The 17130-nt window shown below is 35.2% G+C and carries 11 protein-coding genes and 1 pseudogene; 10 read left to right on the plus strand and 2 right to left on the minus strand.

The genetic code is table 11. The features are described from left to right. Positions 1 to 280: 280 nt before the first annotated feature. The 7 genes from ACM55K_RS03125 (at position 281) to ACM55K_RS03155 (ending at position 11019) form a co-directional block, all read left to right on the plus strand. Positions 281 to 2500, plus strand: coding sequence for a TonB-dependent receptor (locus ACM55K_RS03125; RefSeq protein ID WP_416848783.1), 2220 nt, complete (start codon positions 281 to 283; stop codon positions 2498 to 2500). Positions 2501 to 3102: 602 nt separating this feature from the next. After that, on the plus strand, positions 3103 to 5214 hold the full coding sequence (locus tag ACM55K_RS03130) for a prolyl oligopeptidase family serine peptidase (protein WP_416848784.1): 2112 nt from the start codon (positions 3103 to 3105) through the stop codon (positions 5212 to 5214). Positions 5215 to 5547: 333 nt separating this feature from the next. After that, entirely contained in the window at positions 5548 to 5769 is a 222-nt protein-coding gene (locus ACM55K_RS03135; RefSeq protein ID WP_416848785.1) for a helix-turn-helix domain-containing protein, read from the plus strand. Next, complete coding sequence (locus ACM55K_RS03140) at positions 5766 to 7028, plus strand: DNA cytosine methyltransferase (RefSeq protein WP_416848786.1); 1263 nt, start codon at positions 5766 to 5768, stop codon at positions 7026 to 7028. Before ACM55K_RS03135 ends, ACM55K_RS03140 begins: the two co-directional genes overlap by 4 nt. Beyond that, on the plus strand, positions 7025 to 8917 hold the full coding sequence (locus ACM55K_RS03145; protein WP_416848787.1) for an McrB family protein: 1893 nt from the start codon (positions 7025 to 7027) through the stop codon (positions 8915 to 8917). Before ACM55K_RS03140 ends, ACM55K_RS03145 begins: the two co-directional genes overlap by 4 nt. Next, positions 8914 to 10590 carry a hypothetical protein gene (locus ACM55K_RS03150; RefSeq protein ID WP_416848788.1) on the plus strand — a complete coding sequence of 559 codons (1677 nt, stop codon included), beginning with the start codon at positions 8914 to 8916 and terminating at the stop codon, positions 10588 to 10590. The genes ACM55K_RS03145 and ACM55K_RS03150 overlap by 4 nt, the downstream gene beginning before the upstream one ends. Next, a complete protein-coding gene (locus ACM55K_RS03155) occupies positions 10591 to 11019 on the plus strand; it encodes a very short patch repair endonuclease (protein ID WP_416848789.1) in 429 nt (142 codons plus the stop codon). A 32-nt stretch (positions 11020 to 11051) separates the two neighbouring features. Here ACM55K_RS03155 and ACM55K_RS03160 read toward each other — a convergent pair whose 3' ends face one another. Further along, positions 11052 to 12617 (minus strand): glycerol-3-phosphate dehydrogenase/oxidase, encoded by a 1566-nt coding sequence (locus ACM55K_RS03160; protein ID WP_416848790.1) that lies wholly within the window; start codon positions 12615 to 12617, stop codon positions 11052 to 11054. Positions 12618 to 13191: 574 nt separating this feature from the next. Between ACM55K_RS03160 and ACM55K_RS03165 the strand changes: the two genes are divergently transcribed. Both ACM55K_RS03165 and ACM55K_RS03170 read left to right on the plus strand, forming a co-directional pair. Then, positions 13192 to 13506 (plus strand): HPF/RaiA family ribosome-associated protein, encoded by a 315-nt coding sequence (locus tag ACM55K_RS03165; protein ID WP_416848791.1) that lies wholly within the window; start codon positions 13192 to 13194, stop codon positions 13504 to 13506. 206 nt (positions 13507 to 13712) lie between these two features. Further along, on the plus strand, positions 13713 to 14540 hold the full coding sequence (locus ACM55K_RS03170; protein ID WP_416848792.1) for a BRO-N domain-containing protein: 828 nt from the start codon (positions 13713 to 13715) through the stop codon (positions 14538 to 14540). Between the two features lie 89 nt (positions 14541 to 14629). Here the strand turns inward: ACM55K_RS03170 and ACM55K_RS03175 are convergent, their stop codons facing one another. Beyond that, the gene (locus ACM55K_RS03175; protein ID WP_416848793.1) at positions 14630 to 16303 is read right to left on the minus strand and encodes a L,D-transpeptidase family protein; all 1674 of its coding nucleotides are present in this window, start codon (positions 16301 to 16303) and stop codon (positions 14630 to 14632) included. A 149-nt stretch (positions 16304 to 16452) separates the two neighbouring features. Between ACM55K_RS03175 and ACM55K_RS03180 the strand changes: the two are divergent. Then, positions 16453 to 16962 (plus strand): annotated as a pseudogene (locus tag ACM55K_RS03180) (nuclear transport factor 2 family protein). The last annotated feature ends 168 nt before the right edge of the window (positions 16963 to 17130 follow it).

Below are 17130 nucleotides of genomic sequence, written 5' to 3' on the forward strand. Positions count from 1 at the left end.
TATTGATTAGTCTAATAGGATTTTTTGTCACATCGAGCGAGTCGAGATGCGCTAATTGTTCTCGACTGCGCTGGAAGTGACAGTTAGGACTAGTTTATAAAAAATAGGGTATTAACTGAATTTGTTTCATTTCAAATGCAATTTCACTTGTTCAAAGTGATTTTGCAACTACAATTTATTTACTAATTAATTCCAGACTCGGCTCCCTCTCATTTGCTTCGCCAGTTCGCTGCTGCTCGTGTGGAGAGGGTTGGGGTGAGGAACAATACGATCATTTTCAATGAAAAAATTTATTATAACCCTATTCTTGGGGTTTTCGGCGATGCTTCAAGCGCAAAATACCCTTTCAGGAATCGTAACGGATAGGAATAACCAACCCTTAAAAGGCGTTTCCGTCTATGCATCAGAATTACACAAGGGAACCGCAACAGATGAAAACGGAAAATACACCTTTACCAATCTGCCTAATGGAAACCTAAAATTGACTTTTACATTCGTAGGATTTGGGACACAAAATAAAACGATAATTGGTTTGCAAAAGGAAAATACACTGTATGTAATCCTTGAAGAAACGATATTCCAAATGGATGAAGTGATTGTTTCGACCGCTTTCAATAAAATACAATCGCAAAATGTGATGAAAGTGGAACATCAAAGCATGAAAGAATTACAACGAAAAGGAACTGCCACGTTAATCGAAGGACTGGCCACGATTCCGGGAGTTTCACAGGTTTCTACGGGAACATCCATTGGGAAACCTGTGATTCGCGGACTGAGCGGCAATCGGGTTTTGGTATATTCACAAGGTGTTCGCATGGAAAATCAACAATTTGGCGATGAACACGGTTTGGGACTAAACGACTCCGGAATAGAAAGTGTTGAGGTTATCAAAGGGCCGGCTTCGTTGCTGTACGGTTCAGATGCTTTGGGTGGCGTTCTGTATTTTAATCCCGAAAAGTTTGCTGATGCGAATACCTTCAAAGCTAATTTTAGTCAAAAATTATTCTCGAATACGCTGGGAAGTAATTCTTCTTTGGGACTGAAAACGTCTACCGATAACTGGAAATTTCTCGCTCGCGGAAGTTATAATACGCATTCTGATTATAAAATTGCTACTGGCGACCGAGTAACGAATACCCGTTACAATGAAACCGATTTCAAAACAGGAATTGGGTATAGCAATGCCAAGTTCTCAAGTGTGTTGCGTTACAATTACAACAAGTTGGATTTAGGAATTCCGGAAGATGGCATTGCAGAACAAACCACCAGTAAGGAAACCGGATTTCCAAGACAAGGCGTTTTCAATCATTTGCTGAGTTTGAACAATGTTTTCTTTTTCCAAAAATCAAAACTGGATGTCGATTTGGGTTATGTTGCCAATGACCGAAGTGAGTTCGTAGACAGCAATGTCGCTGGCTTGCACATGAAACTGAAAACATTTAATTACGATGCGAAATACCATTTGCCAACAATAGGCAAAGTGGAATCTATTTTTGGAATTCAGGGCATGCACCAAACCAACACTAATTCGGGAGAAGAATATTTAATTCCAGATGCGACTACCAATGATTTTGGTGTTTTTGGAACCGCTAACTATGAGTGGAAAACCAATGTGTTGCAAGCCGGATTGCGTTTCGATAACAGACAAATTACTACCGTTGAACATGGAATTGCAGGTTCCGAAGGCTATTTTAAAGCCATCGATAAATCATTCGACAGTTTCAATGCTTCCTTGGGGTACAAAACCAATCTTGCCAATGATTTGACGTTGCGTTTGAATCTTGCTTCCGGATTTAGAGCGCCAAACCTGGCCGAATTAACGTCCAATGGAGTTCACGAAGGAACGAACCGGTATGAAGTAGGAAACAGCGATTTGAAAACGGAACAAAACGTACAAACCGATGTGAATTTGGAATACAAAAACACCCATTTTGAGTTTTTTGCCAATGGATTTTACAACCACATCAACAATTATATCTATACTTCGCCAACAGGAGATGTGATTGACGACAATGCTGTTTTCGACTATATTCAGAACAATGCCAAGTTGTATGGAGGCGAAATAGGACTACATTTTCACCCGCATCCTTTAGATTGGTTGCATTACGAAACCAGTTTTGAAACCGTAACGGGCAAGAAACAATCCCGAAGCGTCGGGAGCGATTTCCTGCCTTTGATTCCTGCAAATAATTGGAATAATACGATTAGAACCGAATTCAATATCAATAACTGGCTCGAAGATGGTTTTGCCACTTTGAATCTGTCCACGACTTTCAATCAAAATAATGTGAGTGGTTTTGAGACGAAGTCCAATGGCTATTCCTTGGTAAATCTGGGTTTTGGAGGAAAAGTAAAATTGGGTAAAACGATTTTTGATGTCAACCTGAACGGGAACAATGTATTGGACAAAAGTTACATCGCACACCTTTCCCGCTTGAAAACGGATGGAATTCCTAACATAGGAAGGAACGTTGTTTTGGGCGTGAATTTTAATTTGTAATTCATTTGCTTCAGCAAAAAAATAAAACGCTATTTGAAAGAGTAGCGTTTTTTGGTTAAATTTTTCAACATATAAGGAATATAAGTTCATTTAAGAAATGATTTTAATTATTCATTTGTTTACGTAAAGTAGATGCAATAGGATTGGTTTTGAAATTCGTTAAAGTTTAGTTTTAAATATTTGGGGTTTGATCTTGATATTTTGTAATCTCGAAATTCGTTTTGAATTAGTATAATTCTATCTAATTCTTTTCAAATGTTTGGTTAAAAATTCGAAATAGTATTACGGTTTATAAAATCTGCTGAATCTGCTAAATCTGCGTGCCAAAAATTTTTCACGCAGATTCAGCAGATTAGCGTTGTGGGAAATCTGTTTTTTATCAGTATTTCGCTTTAGCGAACCTATTTTCAGATGCTTACGGTTCTAACTTAAATGAATTTAAATTTCTTACATAGTTTATATTTTCAATAGATAAGAAATGATTAATTCTTGAATTGCGAACTCAGTGTGTTCGCAATTGATATAACTAACTTTTTAAGAATTCGTTACATAAGGAACAAGAACTATTTGTCTATTTTTGTAATGATTTATATCAGAATTTAATGAAAAAAACTTTTTTAATAATGGCAGTTTCAACGACAATAACATCCTTTGGACAAAATCAAAATCCTATAAAATATCCCATTACCCATAAAGGAGAAACAGTCGATGTGTATTTCGATACCAAAGTTGCTGATCCGTACCGCTGGCTCGAAGACGACAAATCTGCTGAAACCGGCGCTTGGGTAAAAGCCCAAAACGAAGTGACGTACGATTATTTATCCAAAATTCCTTTTCGCGATGCATTAAAAGCAAGACTCGAAAAACTGTGGAATTATGAGAAAATAGGCGCTCCTTTTGTCGAGGGGAATTATACGTATTACTACAAAAACAACGGCTTGCAAAACCAATCGGTGTTGTACAGAAAAGACGCCAAAGGAACGGAAACTGTTTTCCTGGATCCCAATACTTTTTCTAAAGAGGGAACCACATCGCTTGGCGGAATGGATTTCTCCAAAGACGGTTCCAAAGTGGCGTATGCCATTTCAGAAGGCGGCAGCGACTGGAGAAAAGTCATTATATTAGATGCCATTTCTAAAAAAGTATTGGAAGATACGATTGTCGATGTAAAATTCAGCGGCGTGTCTTGGAGAGGAAACGAAGGATTCTATTATTCCAGTTATGACAAACCAAAAGGAAGCGAATTATCGGCGAAGACGGACCAACACAAACTGTATTTCCACAAGTTAGGAACGCCACAAAAAGAAGATAAAGTGATTTTTGGCGCAGACCAAAAACGACGTTATGTTGGCGGAAGTGTGACGGAGGACGATCATTATTTAGTCATCACGGCATCGACTTCCACCTATGGAAACGAATTGTACATTCAAGACTTGACTAAGCCTAACAGTCCTATTGTGATCCTTGTGGATAATTTCAAGAGCGACAACAATATTATCGATAACGAAGGCGCGAAGTTATTCATAGAAACCGATTGGAATGCGCCCAATAAACGCATCGTCACCGTGGATTTCAAAAACCCGAAACCGGAAAACTGGAAAGATTTCATTCCTGAAACCGAGAATGTTTTGACACCAACAACTGGCGGCGGTTATTTCTTTGCCAATTATATGAAAGATGCCGTTTCGGTGGTGAAACAATACGATTATTCCGGAAAACTGGTTCGGGAAATTCAATTACCGGGCGTAGGAACTGCCGGTGGTTTTGGCGGAAAGAAAAAAGAAAAAATACTTTATTATTCGTTCACAAATTACATCACTCCGGGTTCTATCTATTCGTTTGAACCAAAATCAGGAACTTCTGCGGTGTATCAAAAACCAAAAGTAGATTTCAACAGCGAGGAATACGAGTCCAAACAAGTGTTTTATACTTCCAAAGACGGAACCAAAATCCCGATGCTAATCACCCACAAAAAAGAATTGAAACTGGACGGTAAAAACCCAACGATGCTTTATGGTTACGGTGGATTCAACGTGAGTTTGACACCAAGTTTCAGTATTGCCAATGCCGTTTGGATGGAAAACGGAGGTATTTTGGCCGTACCCAATTTACGTGGCGGTGGCGAATACGGGAAAAAATGGCATGATGCGGGAACCAAAATGCAAAAGCAAAATGTCTTTGATGATTTCATAGCAGCGGCGGAATATCTGATTGCCCAGAAATACACGTCTCCACCATTTCTTGCCATTCGTGGCGGGTCAAACGGCGGATTGCTCGTGGGCGCCACGATGAACCAACGTCCGGACTTGATGAAAGTCGCTTTGCCGGCCGTAGGCGTGATGGACATGTTGCGCTACCACACCTTTACCTCAGGCGCGGGCTGGGCGTATGATTACGGAACCGCGCAGGACAGCAAGGAAATGTTTGACTACATCAAGGGCTATTCTCCCGTACACAACATAAAAAAAGGGATTCAATATCCGGCCACGATGGTCACCACGGGCGATCACGATGATAGAGTAGTGCCGGCGCACAGTTTTAAATTTGCTGCCGAATTACAGCAAAAACAAACTGGAACAAACCCAGCCCTTATCCGAATTGACATCAATGCGGGACACGGCGCAGGAAAATCCGTGGCGGCAACCATTCAGGAAAATGTCGATATTCAGGCATTTACGTTGTACAATATGGGCATAACGGAATTGAAAAAGTAGATAATTAGGGCTTGTCCTGTCCCGAGGCTTCGGGATATTTCAGAAGCTATTTCCTGCTGTACGCTATATCTTTTCCTTGCTAAAGAAGCAAGAAAAAGGATGCCGCTTCCATCAGGGCTAGGGCATTAGATTCCCTCAGACGATTGTCATTGCGAGGAACGAAGCAATCACATCATGCATATAAACCAACAAGAAGTTCAAAAAACGCTATTCGAAAGAGTAGCGTTTTTTTGTGCTTAATAATTTATGAACAATAGTAATAAGTGACTCTTATGCCGTTGCATCAAAGGCAACATTCGGATAGATTTGTTTCACTTCAATAATAGAAAATTAATGGATATCAATATTAAAATTGGCGACAGAATTAAAGAATTACGAAAAGCTAAAGACTTGTCACAAGAAGCATTAGCAAATATTGCTGAGGTTGATAGAACCTACATGACTAAAGTAGAAACTGGAAAAAGAAATGTAACTGTGAAGATTTTAGATAAAATAATCATTGCACTAGGAACTGATTTTATGACATTCTTCAATGATAATAATTTTAAGAAATGAGCGATGTAATAAATTCTGACTTGATTAATGTAAGCTTATTTAAAACTAAGTTAGTTGAGCCTGAGAGTAATGGTAGAGCCTGTTACACCCATTATGCTCAAAGCTCTGAAAATAACAGAAAAGTTTTTAAAAAAGAAGCTGTCAAATTTGTAAAAAAAACTCTTCAAAATCAAAATTATATTCAGACTGAAATAACTAATGTAGTGGCTGAAGATGCCCTACAATATTCTCTTTTTGATAATTCTAAAGAAGTTCCATTTCCAAAACCCGAGAATCCTGACTTTGAATTTATTGATTTATTTGCAGGAATAGGAGGGTTCAGAATATCTGGGCAAGATGTCAATGGCGAATGTGTTTTTTCATCTGAATGGGATGAACCAGCAAAAAATACATATTTCAATAATTTTGGGAAAATACCTTTTGGAGACATAACTAAAGAAGAAACAAAAAAATTTATACCACATGGATTTGATGTTCTATGTGGAGGATTTCCTTGTCAGCCTTTTTCTAATGCAGGACATAGAAAAGGATTTGAAGATACCAGAGGAACACTTTTTTTTGATGTAGCAGATATTTTAGATAGAAATATTAAAAATGGAACTCCTATTAAAGTAGTTTTTTTAGAAAATGTGAAAGGTTTAAAAAATCATGATAAAGGGAATACGCTTAAAACAATCATAAATGTTCTTAAAGAATTAGGCTACGAAACATCGTATGAAATCTTAAATTCTAAAAATTTTGGATTGCCACAAAATAGAGAACGGATTTTTATAGTGGCCTCACTTATAGAAAATAAAAAAACGTTTCGATTTCCTTATGGAATTGATGAAAATAATGATGTGATTTTTGATAAGGAAAATTTAAATAAGGCTAAAAAAACACAAATAAATGATATTCTTGAAAGTTATCCAGAAGAAAAATATACAATTTCTGATAAATTATATGCAGGTCATATAAGGAGAAAAAAAGAACATCTTGAAAAGGGGAATGGTTTTGGATTTTCATTGTTTCACAGAGATTCCACACATACAAATACTATTTCTGCAAGATATTATAAAGACGGAAGTGAAATTCTCATATCGCAAGAAGGAAAAAATCCAAGAAAACTAACTCCTCGTGAAGCCGCAAATCTTCAGGGATATGATAAAAAGTTTATAATCCATAGTTCGAACGTACAAGCTTATAAACAATTTGGCAACAGTGTTTCGGTCCCTGTAATACGTACAATTTTTAATGAAATAAAAAGACAATTATTATGAAGTTAATTAATTTATCTACATATCTAGAGGAAGTAAATAAAAACTCAAAATTTAACACGATTCTAGCGGTAAGAGGCGGTTATATTACTGCTGGTAACACAGGGGGTAAGTCTTATAGTCTTGGGTTTGATTCTATAATTTCTTTCATTAAAGATGTATTATTAAATTTAAACAGTTTTGAACCACATTCTACTTATCATGAAAAAAAATGGCGCGAATTAGCTTCGAAATTTATTAGTGATTCAGCTGCAGAAGCAGCAGTTGGAACACAGACAAAGGCCTTTTTCACAAGTTTTGGTAAGCTTATTAATTGGGCAAATGAAAAATCTCCTTCTGAATATACAGATGCAAAAATAGATTTAGAAAAAAGTTCTTTGGAAAAAACGATACATGAACTTGAATCATTAGCAGATTTATATGCACCAAAACAAAATTCCTTTATTAAATCTGATATTGTTGAAATTAAGACGGTTGTTTCAGAAAAAGATTTAAAGCATTTCGCTTTCAAAACATTCAAGTTATTTTTAGACAAATATGGATACGAAAAAGTTGTAAAAAACATTACTGAAAAAGACTCAAAAATAAATGAAACAGAATATACAGGCATAAAAATAAAACCTTATTTTGGTTCGGGGAATTTAATTGGCGCTTTTGATAAAGAACAAAATAAGGATGCATTGAGTTCTTCTAATACACCAAGATTTTTTGAAGAAAATTTACATTTAAAAGAATATCCATATTCATATTTTACAACACAGTGGGGAGATGTCGATGGAGGAGGAACTTTATCATTTAATAATCTTCAAAAGTTTGTAACTGATTTATCTAACGGAGATTTTGAAGCAAATAAAGTAGGAGACATTTACTCATTACTTCAAAAAAGTAAATCTAACAAATCTACTTTACAGAAAATCTATTATGGTGCTCCTGGTACAGGTAAATCACATAAAATAGAGAGCCTACTTCAAGATATCTCTGAAGGCCAAAAAGAAAGAATAACTTTTCATCCTGAATATGATTATTCTTGTTTTGTTGGCGGATATAAACCTTCTTCCGAAAAAAGTGAAGATGAAAAAACAGAAGAAATCAAATACAAATTTGTACCACAAGTTTTTACGAATATATACGTTGAAGCATGGAAAAACCCTTCAAAAGATTATTTTTTAGCTATTGAAGAAATTAACAGAGGAAATTGCGCAGAAATATTTGGCGATTTATTTCAAATACTCGACCGGAATAGTAATTATTCTATTTCACCTTCAAAAGAATTAAAAGAGCACCTTGAAACAGTTTTGATAGATGAAAAAAGCAAAAAAGGCATTGATGGAGGAAAAATGAAATTACCTTCAAATTTGAATATTTTAGCTTCCATGAATACTTCAGACCAATCACTTTTTCCTATGGATAGTGCTTTTAAAAGAAGATGGGCTTGGGAGTATGTTCCTATTAACTATGAGGAATTTAATAATGATGCAACTGAAATAAAACCAGCTACAAAAAATGATTCATTTGAATTTACAGTAAAAATTGATGACATTCAATCTTTCAAATGGGTTGAATTTATTGAAAGTGTAAATGCTCAAATAAAATCAAACCGTAATTTAGGGTCGGATAAATGTATTGGAAATTATTTTATTAAACCTGATGATAAAGAAATATTATTAGAGGAATTTATAAATAAAGCAATGTTTTATTTATGGATTGATGTTTTCAAAGATGAAGAAGAATCAATATTTTCATTAATTGGAAGCGATATTTCATACGAGGACTTCTTTCCAATTAATACTAAAGGAAAAGAGAATCTGATTAAATTACTTTCTTCAGAAATACTTAATGTAGCTATAGTAAAAATTGAGTTAGAAGGTACTAAAGAAGAAATTGAAAAATGAAAATATTAATTGAAGGCGAAAAATACAGTTTAAATACTTTGCTTGAAGTATTTGATGATCCTAAATTCTTTATTCAGGAAGGAATGTTTGGAACAATAAATTGTGTTGGATATTATCATTCCTTCAGTAAAAATGAATTAATTTATATTCTTCCTAAAGTATTTATCATAGAGGAAAAAGCTTTTGAACTTTCACCTCAGCAATTATTTGATTTAGATTTAAAAATATCTTTTAAGCATGATGTCAATTATGCTTGGGTAAGACAACTTTTAATCTATTTTTATAATAGTTTGGCAGAATTCAGAAATAGATACAGGAATACGGTAATAATTGAAAGTAGTCAAAGCTTTGAATTGAATTCTAATTTAGGCCTAACGGAATATTCTTATTTAGATTTAGTTTTAAGTTTCGTAAACTTTTACAAAAAAAACAAGAACACTATTCTTTATCACCATATAGAATTTATCTCAAATCAGGCTAAAAAGGCTAAATGGGAGAAAACAATCCGGACATCTTTACCAATTCTTATTTCGAACAATTCGCCGCTTTATATTGACATTAGAAACAAGCAAAAAAAAGTAAATGATGAAGAAGAATTATTAAGTTATTTTTTCTCAATTCTGAATCATTTTAAAATTGAGCATGATTTACCGGTTACAATTGATAAGAGTTACAAACTAATAAGAGGAAGTCAGTTTGAAAAATTACAGAGAACAGGGTTAACAAAACTTCGAAAAATTAAACATCGATATTTTGCAGATACTTTAAAAAGAATGTATCAGTTATGTGAATTATATTTCAGTAAAACTGATTTAAGTAGCCCCAAAAGAAAAAATGAAGAGTTTATTTCTGTAAGAAACTACAATATTGTTTTTGAAGATATGATTGACAAACTTTTTACTGATAAAATCTATGATAGTAAATCTATTAACGGAATTTCAATTGATAAATTGAAAAACAATAAAGATGGTAAAATAATTGATCATATTTTCGAGCATAAATCTATTATAGATACAGATAATATATTTTATATTGGCGATTCAAAATATTACAAATCAGATGGTGTAGCTGGAAAATTATCTACATATAAACAATTTACGTATGCAAAAAATGTAATTCAGTTTAATATTGATTTATTAAACAAAAGTAAAGCATATGATAATATCCGTTATCGTGATGATATAACTGAAGGATATAATATTTCTCCCAATTTTTTTATTTATGGGCATCTGAATGATGAGAAGAATTTTGATGAGCCTTTATTGAAAAAATATAAAACTGTAAAGAAATCATTTCATTTTAAAGACAGAATTTTTGACAGAGATACTTTGTTTGTTTTACAGTATAGAATTAACTTTCTTTTTGTTTTAAAATCATATACAAGTATTAACTTTAATAAAATAAACTCCTTTAGAAATGACACAAAGAATCATTTTAGAAATAAATTTTTAAAATATTTTAATTCTGTGGATAATTGTGGCTTTGAGTTTTACGAAAAAGATTTTGAAAATGATGCTATAGATATATTTGTAAATAAAAATTTTAGATTATTAAACGGCAAAGCAATAAAAATTAAGGAAAACACTTTACTAATTGCCATACACAAAGAAGATAGACAAAAAGAGTTATTGGATAATTTAATTAAAGATTTTGAAACTAAATTATTAGGATAAATGGACGTCCACAATCCATCTCAACGTTCCAAAAACATGGCTGCCATTCGCAGCACCAATACCAAAGCTGAAGTACTTTTGGCAAAAACGCTATGGAATCTCGGCTACCGCTACCGTAAAAACAATAAAACTATTTTCGGCACACCGGATTTAACCTTCAAGAAACTTAAAATTGCCATATTCGTTGACAGTGAATTCTTCCACGGCAAAGACTGGGAAACCCAAAAAGACCGTGTAAAAACCAATACGGAGTTTTGGCAAAAGAAAATAGAACGAAATATGCAACGGGACATTGAAGTCAATATCTATCTCGAATCACAAAACTGGAAAGTGCTCCGTTTCTGGAGTGCGGAGATAGAAAAAAATCTGGAGGATTGTATCGCTAAAATCCAGTCAGAAATCATTTCGAGACAAAATCAAAAAAGCTAATTCTAATTACCCAAAAACAGGAAAATTCTGTTTTACTCCAACCAATACCCTTTAGCCAAAACCTCAAAATCTTTGATTTGTTCCTGTACCCAAGAATCCGGTTTTTCTCTTTCGGTGGCGATGAGTTGTGCGGTTTCGGGAGCCATTTTCAGGGCTGCTCTGGCATCCAGAAATAGAATTCGGAGTCTTCGTGCGAGTACATCCTCGACTTTGCGTGCCATTTCATGGCGTACGGCCCAGATGACTTCGGCTTTTATGAAAGGATAATCGGGATGTAGTTTTTCTGCCCATTTTGGATTTTCAAGCGCTAATCCCCTAATTCCCTCCGCATCCGATCCATACTGATGCAGCGGATCTTTAAGGTCTTGGATTAGGGTGTAACCATGTATTTTAAAATCTTTGGTGATGCATTTGCGGGGTTTTAAGTTTCCTTTTTTTATAACGCGGTCCAGTGTGTCTTCGGCCATGCGTCTGTAGGTGGTCCATTTGCCGCCTATGATGGAGACTAAGCCGCTTTTGGATACAATTATTTTATGGCCTCTTGAAATTTCTTTGGTTTTTTGATGCTTCTTTTGTGGTCTGGCCAAAGGGCGTAAGCCGCTGAATACGGATAATACATCGGCTCTGGTTACGGTCTTAATAAGATATTGGTTGAGGGTGCTTAATATAAAATCGACTTCTTTTTTTAGTGCCCTAGGTTCCAGGCTTTCCAGGTCTATGACGATGTCTGTTGTTCCTACCACTACTTTATTGTACCACGGAATGGCAAATAATACCCTTCCATCACTGGTTTTAGGAATCATCAGGGCATAATCAGTAGGGAGAAAAGATTGGTCTAAAACGAGGTGTGTCCCTTGACTGGCCATTATAATGGGTTTTTTTTCCACGTCATCCATGCCAAGAATGGCATCGGCAAAAACGCCAGTGGCATTGATTACCGTTTTGGTTTTTAGGGAATACAATTTTCCTGTTTCTAAATCGGTGGCCTGCACTTGGTTTATTTTTCCATTTTTATTTTTTCCTAAACCGGTTACCTGCATATAATTGAGCAAATGCGCTCCGTTTTCGACACTGGTTTGTGCCAGGTTTATTCCCAAACGGGCATCGTCAAACTGTCCGTCGTGGTATAGTGTCCCGTTTTTCAGGTGCTTTGACTTAATTCCGGGTAAGTATTCCTGAACCTGCCGTGCATTGATAAAAGCCGAATTTCCCAGACTTAATCGGCCTGCCATCAAATCATAGATTTTTAAGCCTAAAGTATAAAAATAACCGCCAAAAATACTGAAAGAGGGTATTATAAAAGATTGATTTTGGGTAAGATGCGGGGCGTTTTTAAAGAGCAATCCCCGTTCGTGCAACGCCTCAAACACTAATCGGATATTGCCTTGGGCTAAATACCGCACGCCTCCATGGACTAGTTTCGTGCTTCGGCTTGAAGTCCCTTTGGTGAAATCGGACTGTTCCAGCAATAGCGTTTTATACCCTCTCAACGCGGCGTCTAATGCGATGCCTAATCCCGTAGCACCACCGCCAATGATAATTACATCCCAGGTTATGTTGTTTAGGTTGAGATAATCAATACTCGTGTCTCTGTTCATAAAAGGAATTGAATGGTCGGATGAATATAAGAAAAAGATTTTAAATGGAAAGATAAACTGCAAAAGGGAGGGTACTCGCTTTTAAAACTAACAGTGTTTAATATATAATAAAAATAAAATTTTTAATTTAGAATCTGCTTGAATCTGCGTGAAAAATAGGCACGCAGATTTAGCAGATTCAGCAGATTTTATAAAATTTGAATAATTGAAGTGCTATTTTTTTAAAAGAGAATGCATTGGCAAAAGGCGGAGATTAGAAAAAATATGGAGAGCCGTGTGGTTGAAATCCAGGTTGAAATTATTTCGAAGCAAAATCAAAAAAGCCAACTGCAAAGGACAATGAGATTCCTCCTTCGTTGGGCACCAGGGCTATGTCCGAATTGGCGGAGCAATGAAAAAACTCATACTGGGAAGCAATGCCAATTACCCAATCAATCCATAACTAAATTACGATTCGGCTACTTGTTTTAATTCTGGATGAGTATTATTTATTTTTCACAATCTTTTACTAATTCACTCGGTTTTTCATATAACAATCGGTAAGTTTGAGAAACAATCATAAATAAATAATACTATGACAATACAAATCAACACAGACAATAATGTAGAAGGACACGCACGTTTGAAATCGTATATTTCAGATGAATTGGGAACAGCTTTGGCACGTTTTGAAGAAAAAGTAACCCGTTTAGAAGTGCATCTTGGAGACGAAAATAGTGAGAAGTCAGGTGGTAATGACAAGCGTTGCTTGATTGAAGCACGTCCTGTAAATATGCAGCCAGTAGCGGTGACGAACTATGCCGATACTATCGAAAAAGCATTTCAAGGTGCGCTGGATAAAATCAAAAAAGTATTGGAAACTACTTTCGAAAAACAGAAGACCTATTAAATAGTTGCCTTTGGGTAAACATCTATATAACTAAAAATGACACTATCTTTTAAATAAGAAAGTGTCATTTTTTTTGGTTAAGATTCTTTAGAATTGCGATAATGGTTTTTTGTTATTTTAGCAGTAAATTAGTACATTTAATTGAAGGGTCAAACGGAACTTAAAACTTGCAACTCAGTAGTGTTGAATTTATATAAAGCAAAACAATGGAAAACATAAAATTATTTGAAAGTCAAAAAATACGTTCCTCTTGGGATAACGAACAAGAGAAATGGTTTTTTTCGATTGTAGATATTATTGCCGCTTTAACAGATAGTAATAATCCACAAGTTTATTGGCGCGTTTTAAAAAAGCGGCTTTTGGCCGAAGGAAATGAAACCGTTACAAATTGTAACGGTTTGAAAATGGTAGCTCCTGATGGTAAGATGCGTTTAACAGATGTGGCTGATACCGAGCAGCTATTCCGTTTGATTCAATCCATTCCATCGCCAAAAGCAGAGCCTTTTAAACAATGGTTAGCCAAAATAGGCTATGAAAGAATAGAGGAAAGTCAAGATCCTGAAAAGGCGATTGATCGTGCTATGGAAAATTATTTGAATTTAGGGTACAGTACGGCTTGGATTAATCAGCGGTTAAAAAGTATAGAAGTTAGAAAAGAACTCACCGATGAATGGGAAAATAAGGGCGTTAAAAAAAGGGAAGAATTTGCCTCACTCACCGATATAATTACCCAGGCTTGGAGTGGGAATACGGTAAAACAATACAAGAATCTAAAAGGGTTGAAAAAAGAAAACCTAAGAGATAACATGACCAATTTAGAGTTGGTCTTAAATATGTTGGCGGAAGCAACTACGACAGAAATAAGCAAAGAAAACAATCCTAAAACTTTTGCAGACAATAAAAGAATAGCCCTAAAAGGTGGTGAAATTGCGGGCGATACGAGAAAACAAATTGAAGAACAAACGGGTAAAAAAATCGTTAGCTCACAAAACGCAAAAGTTTTAAAAGAGAAAAATGATAAATTAAAAGAATAGGATATAAGGTGAAACGGAATCAATAATCAGTCCTAGATTCGGTCTCAAATTTGATTCTGACTTTTATGATTATTTGAAACCAACAAAATTTATCTGTTGTATAGCAATCGCGCTAATGTTTCGTCCCTGTCATATACATCTTCATAGAAATGAACCACTCCGTCAGTATCCACCCAAGCGGTAAAATAGCCAATGTAAACCGGAATTTTATTTTTGAGTGTGTACCAATATTCTTCTCCGCTGTTCATCGCCGTTTCTATTTTTTCAAGATTCCATTTTTTGTCGTCTTTCATAATCATGGCGGCAAGTTCTTTCGGCTTGGCCACACGAATGCATCCGTGACTAAAAGCACGGTCTTCTTGACTGAACAAACTTTTTGATGGCGTATCATGCAAATAAATAGCATTCGAATTGGGGAATAAAAATTTCACTAATCCCAGTGAATTTTCAGGTCCCGGTTTTTGTCTTACGTAATCGTCTTTCCACTCCATATCGTGTTCTTCCAAGTAATTTGGATTCTTCTCGATTGCCGGAAGGATTTCTTTCTTTAAAATACTCGTTGGGACATTCCAGTACGGTCTGAATACAATGTATTTCATTGGAGCGCTGAAAATAACCGTTTTATTCAGGGCTTTTCCCACGACCACTTTAGACTTTAATACTGATTTTCCATCTCTAAGAAACGTTAATTCGTAAGCGGGAATGTTGATTACGATTAATTCTTTGGCTTTGGTAATGTCATTTGAAATCCAACGACAGCGTTCCATATTGACCGTGATGGTTTTAATACGTTCGGCTACAGTCACATTCATGTCTTTGATGTGTTCCGGCAAAATAGTTTTATTGAGTGTATTACCACTTCTTTTTTTGTATTTCAAAATTCCTGTGGCCAATGCGCTATCATATATAGCACTCTTTGAATCGGAAGTAATATCTCCAGTGACAAATAATCGTTGCCTTATTTGAGCAATTGCTGCAGCGCTGTCTCCAAGTTTGTAGGACTTCACTTCTGGGTCAGCAATTATGGCTTTCCATCCGCCTTTTTTTTCTATTTGACGGTATTTTTGCAAGACGTCTTTCAGTAAGTAATATTGGCCTAACACCCCTTTTTCGTCCTTGTTGATTAAAGAAGGATTGATTAACAGTGAATCTAAATAACTGACATAGGATTGTTTTTTTCGAGGCAAATACCATCCAATATCCTTTGTTTTTTGTGCGTCTAAACCATGATATACTTTGTCGGCATAAAAAAAGTACAGTGCAGAATTTAACAGTTCGATATCAATATTTGGTTTTTGATTGTCATCAGCATCATCGTAAATTTCGTCTAATTTTTCTTTGTAAGGAATAACGGTTTGAACACCTTCTTGTGCCAAATTACTGATTTTGTTGTGTAGCAAATTCCCAAATTCATTGATTCCGTTTTTATCAAACCATACATAATGAAATTGGTGTTTGCGATATAACGATTCCACTTCGGGCTTGTATTTTTCCAGTTTTGGATACTTCGCGAAAAACGTTTCGACTTGAGTGCTGTCAAAAGCCATGTCTTCTGGATTGCTTGTGTTTTCCTGATTTCCTGCAGGATTATTTTCGTTTTTCTTTTTACAGGAAACGGTGGTGAAAACTATTGTAAAAACAATAGCTATAATTGGGAATAGTAACTTTCTCATAGGTTGAACTTTAATGCGTAATAATTCATTTAAGGCAATACAAAAATACGCCAAATTGAACTTCTTACTACCTATTTTAAAAAGCTGCATTTTTTAAGGTTTAAATCCTATCTTTACTTTTTGGTGCATAAACCAAAGCAAATTGACATTTAAATAATTGGCTATCAATCTTTTGAATATTTAATTTATTTTTTAATTCGAAATCCCCGGTCAAATAATCCTCTGAAAATCCAAAAATTATGAAAAAAATAGTGTTGTTTTCTTTAAGTATTTTACTGCTTTTGGCCTTTGCTTCAACAGATCAAGACACTGATAAAGAGAAAGAAAGCATCAATACTGTGCTTGATGCCTGGCACAAAGCTGCCGCCGAAGCCAACTAGAATGCGTATTTTAATTTAATGACGGAAGATGCTATTTTCATAGGCACGGATGCCACCGAGAATTGGAATAAAACTTCCTTCAAAGTTTGGGCAAAACCTTTTTTTGATAAAGGTAAAGCTTGGAATTTTACTGCATTGGAACGGCACATTTATTTTGATAAAACAGGGAAAACGGCTTGGTTTGATGAGTTGTTGAATGCCCAAATGAAAATTTGCCGAGGCTCGGGAGTGCTTGTAAAAATAGGTAAGGAGTGGAAAATAAAATATTCTGTTTTGTCAATGACCGTTCCAAACGATAATGTTCCTGAGGTTGTCAAAATAAAAGCGCCCTTAGAAGAGGCAATCATAAAGAACCTGCAAAATAAGTAGTAATTATATTCCATTTTTAATTTCTCTGAATAATTCATTATAATTTATTCTTCAATAAACAGCCAATATTGCGGTCGTTAAATTACATAAATCTAACAAATTGCCTTTAAAATTATTAATTCGGCGATAATTGTTTGGCAGGTGCCTATTTTAAATTGTTTTATGGTC

This window comes from Flavobacterium arabinosi (assembly GCF_048158725.1).
Classification (GTDB): Bacteria; Bacteroidota; Bacteroidia; order Flavobacteriales; family Flavobacteriaceae; genus Flavobacterium; species Flavobacterium arabinosi.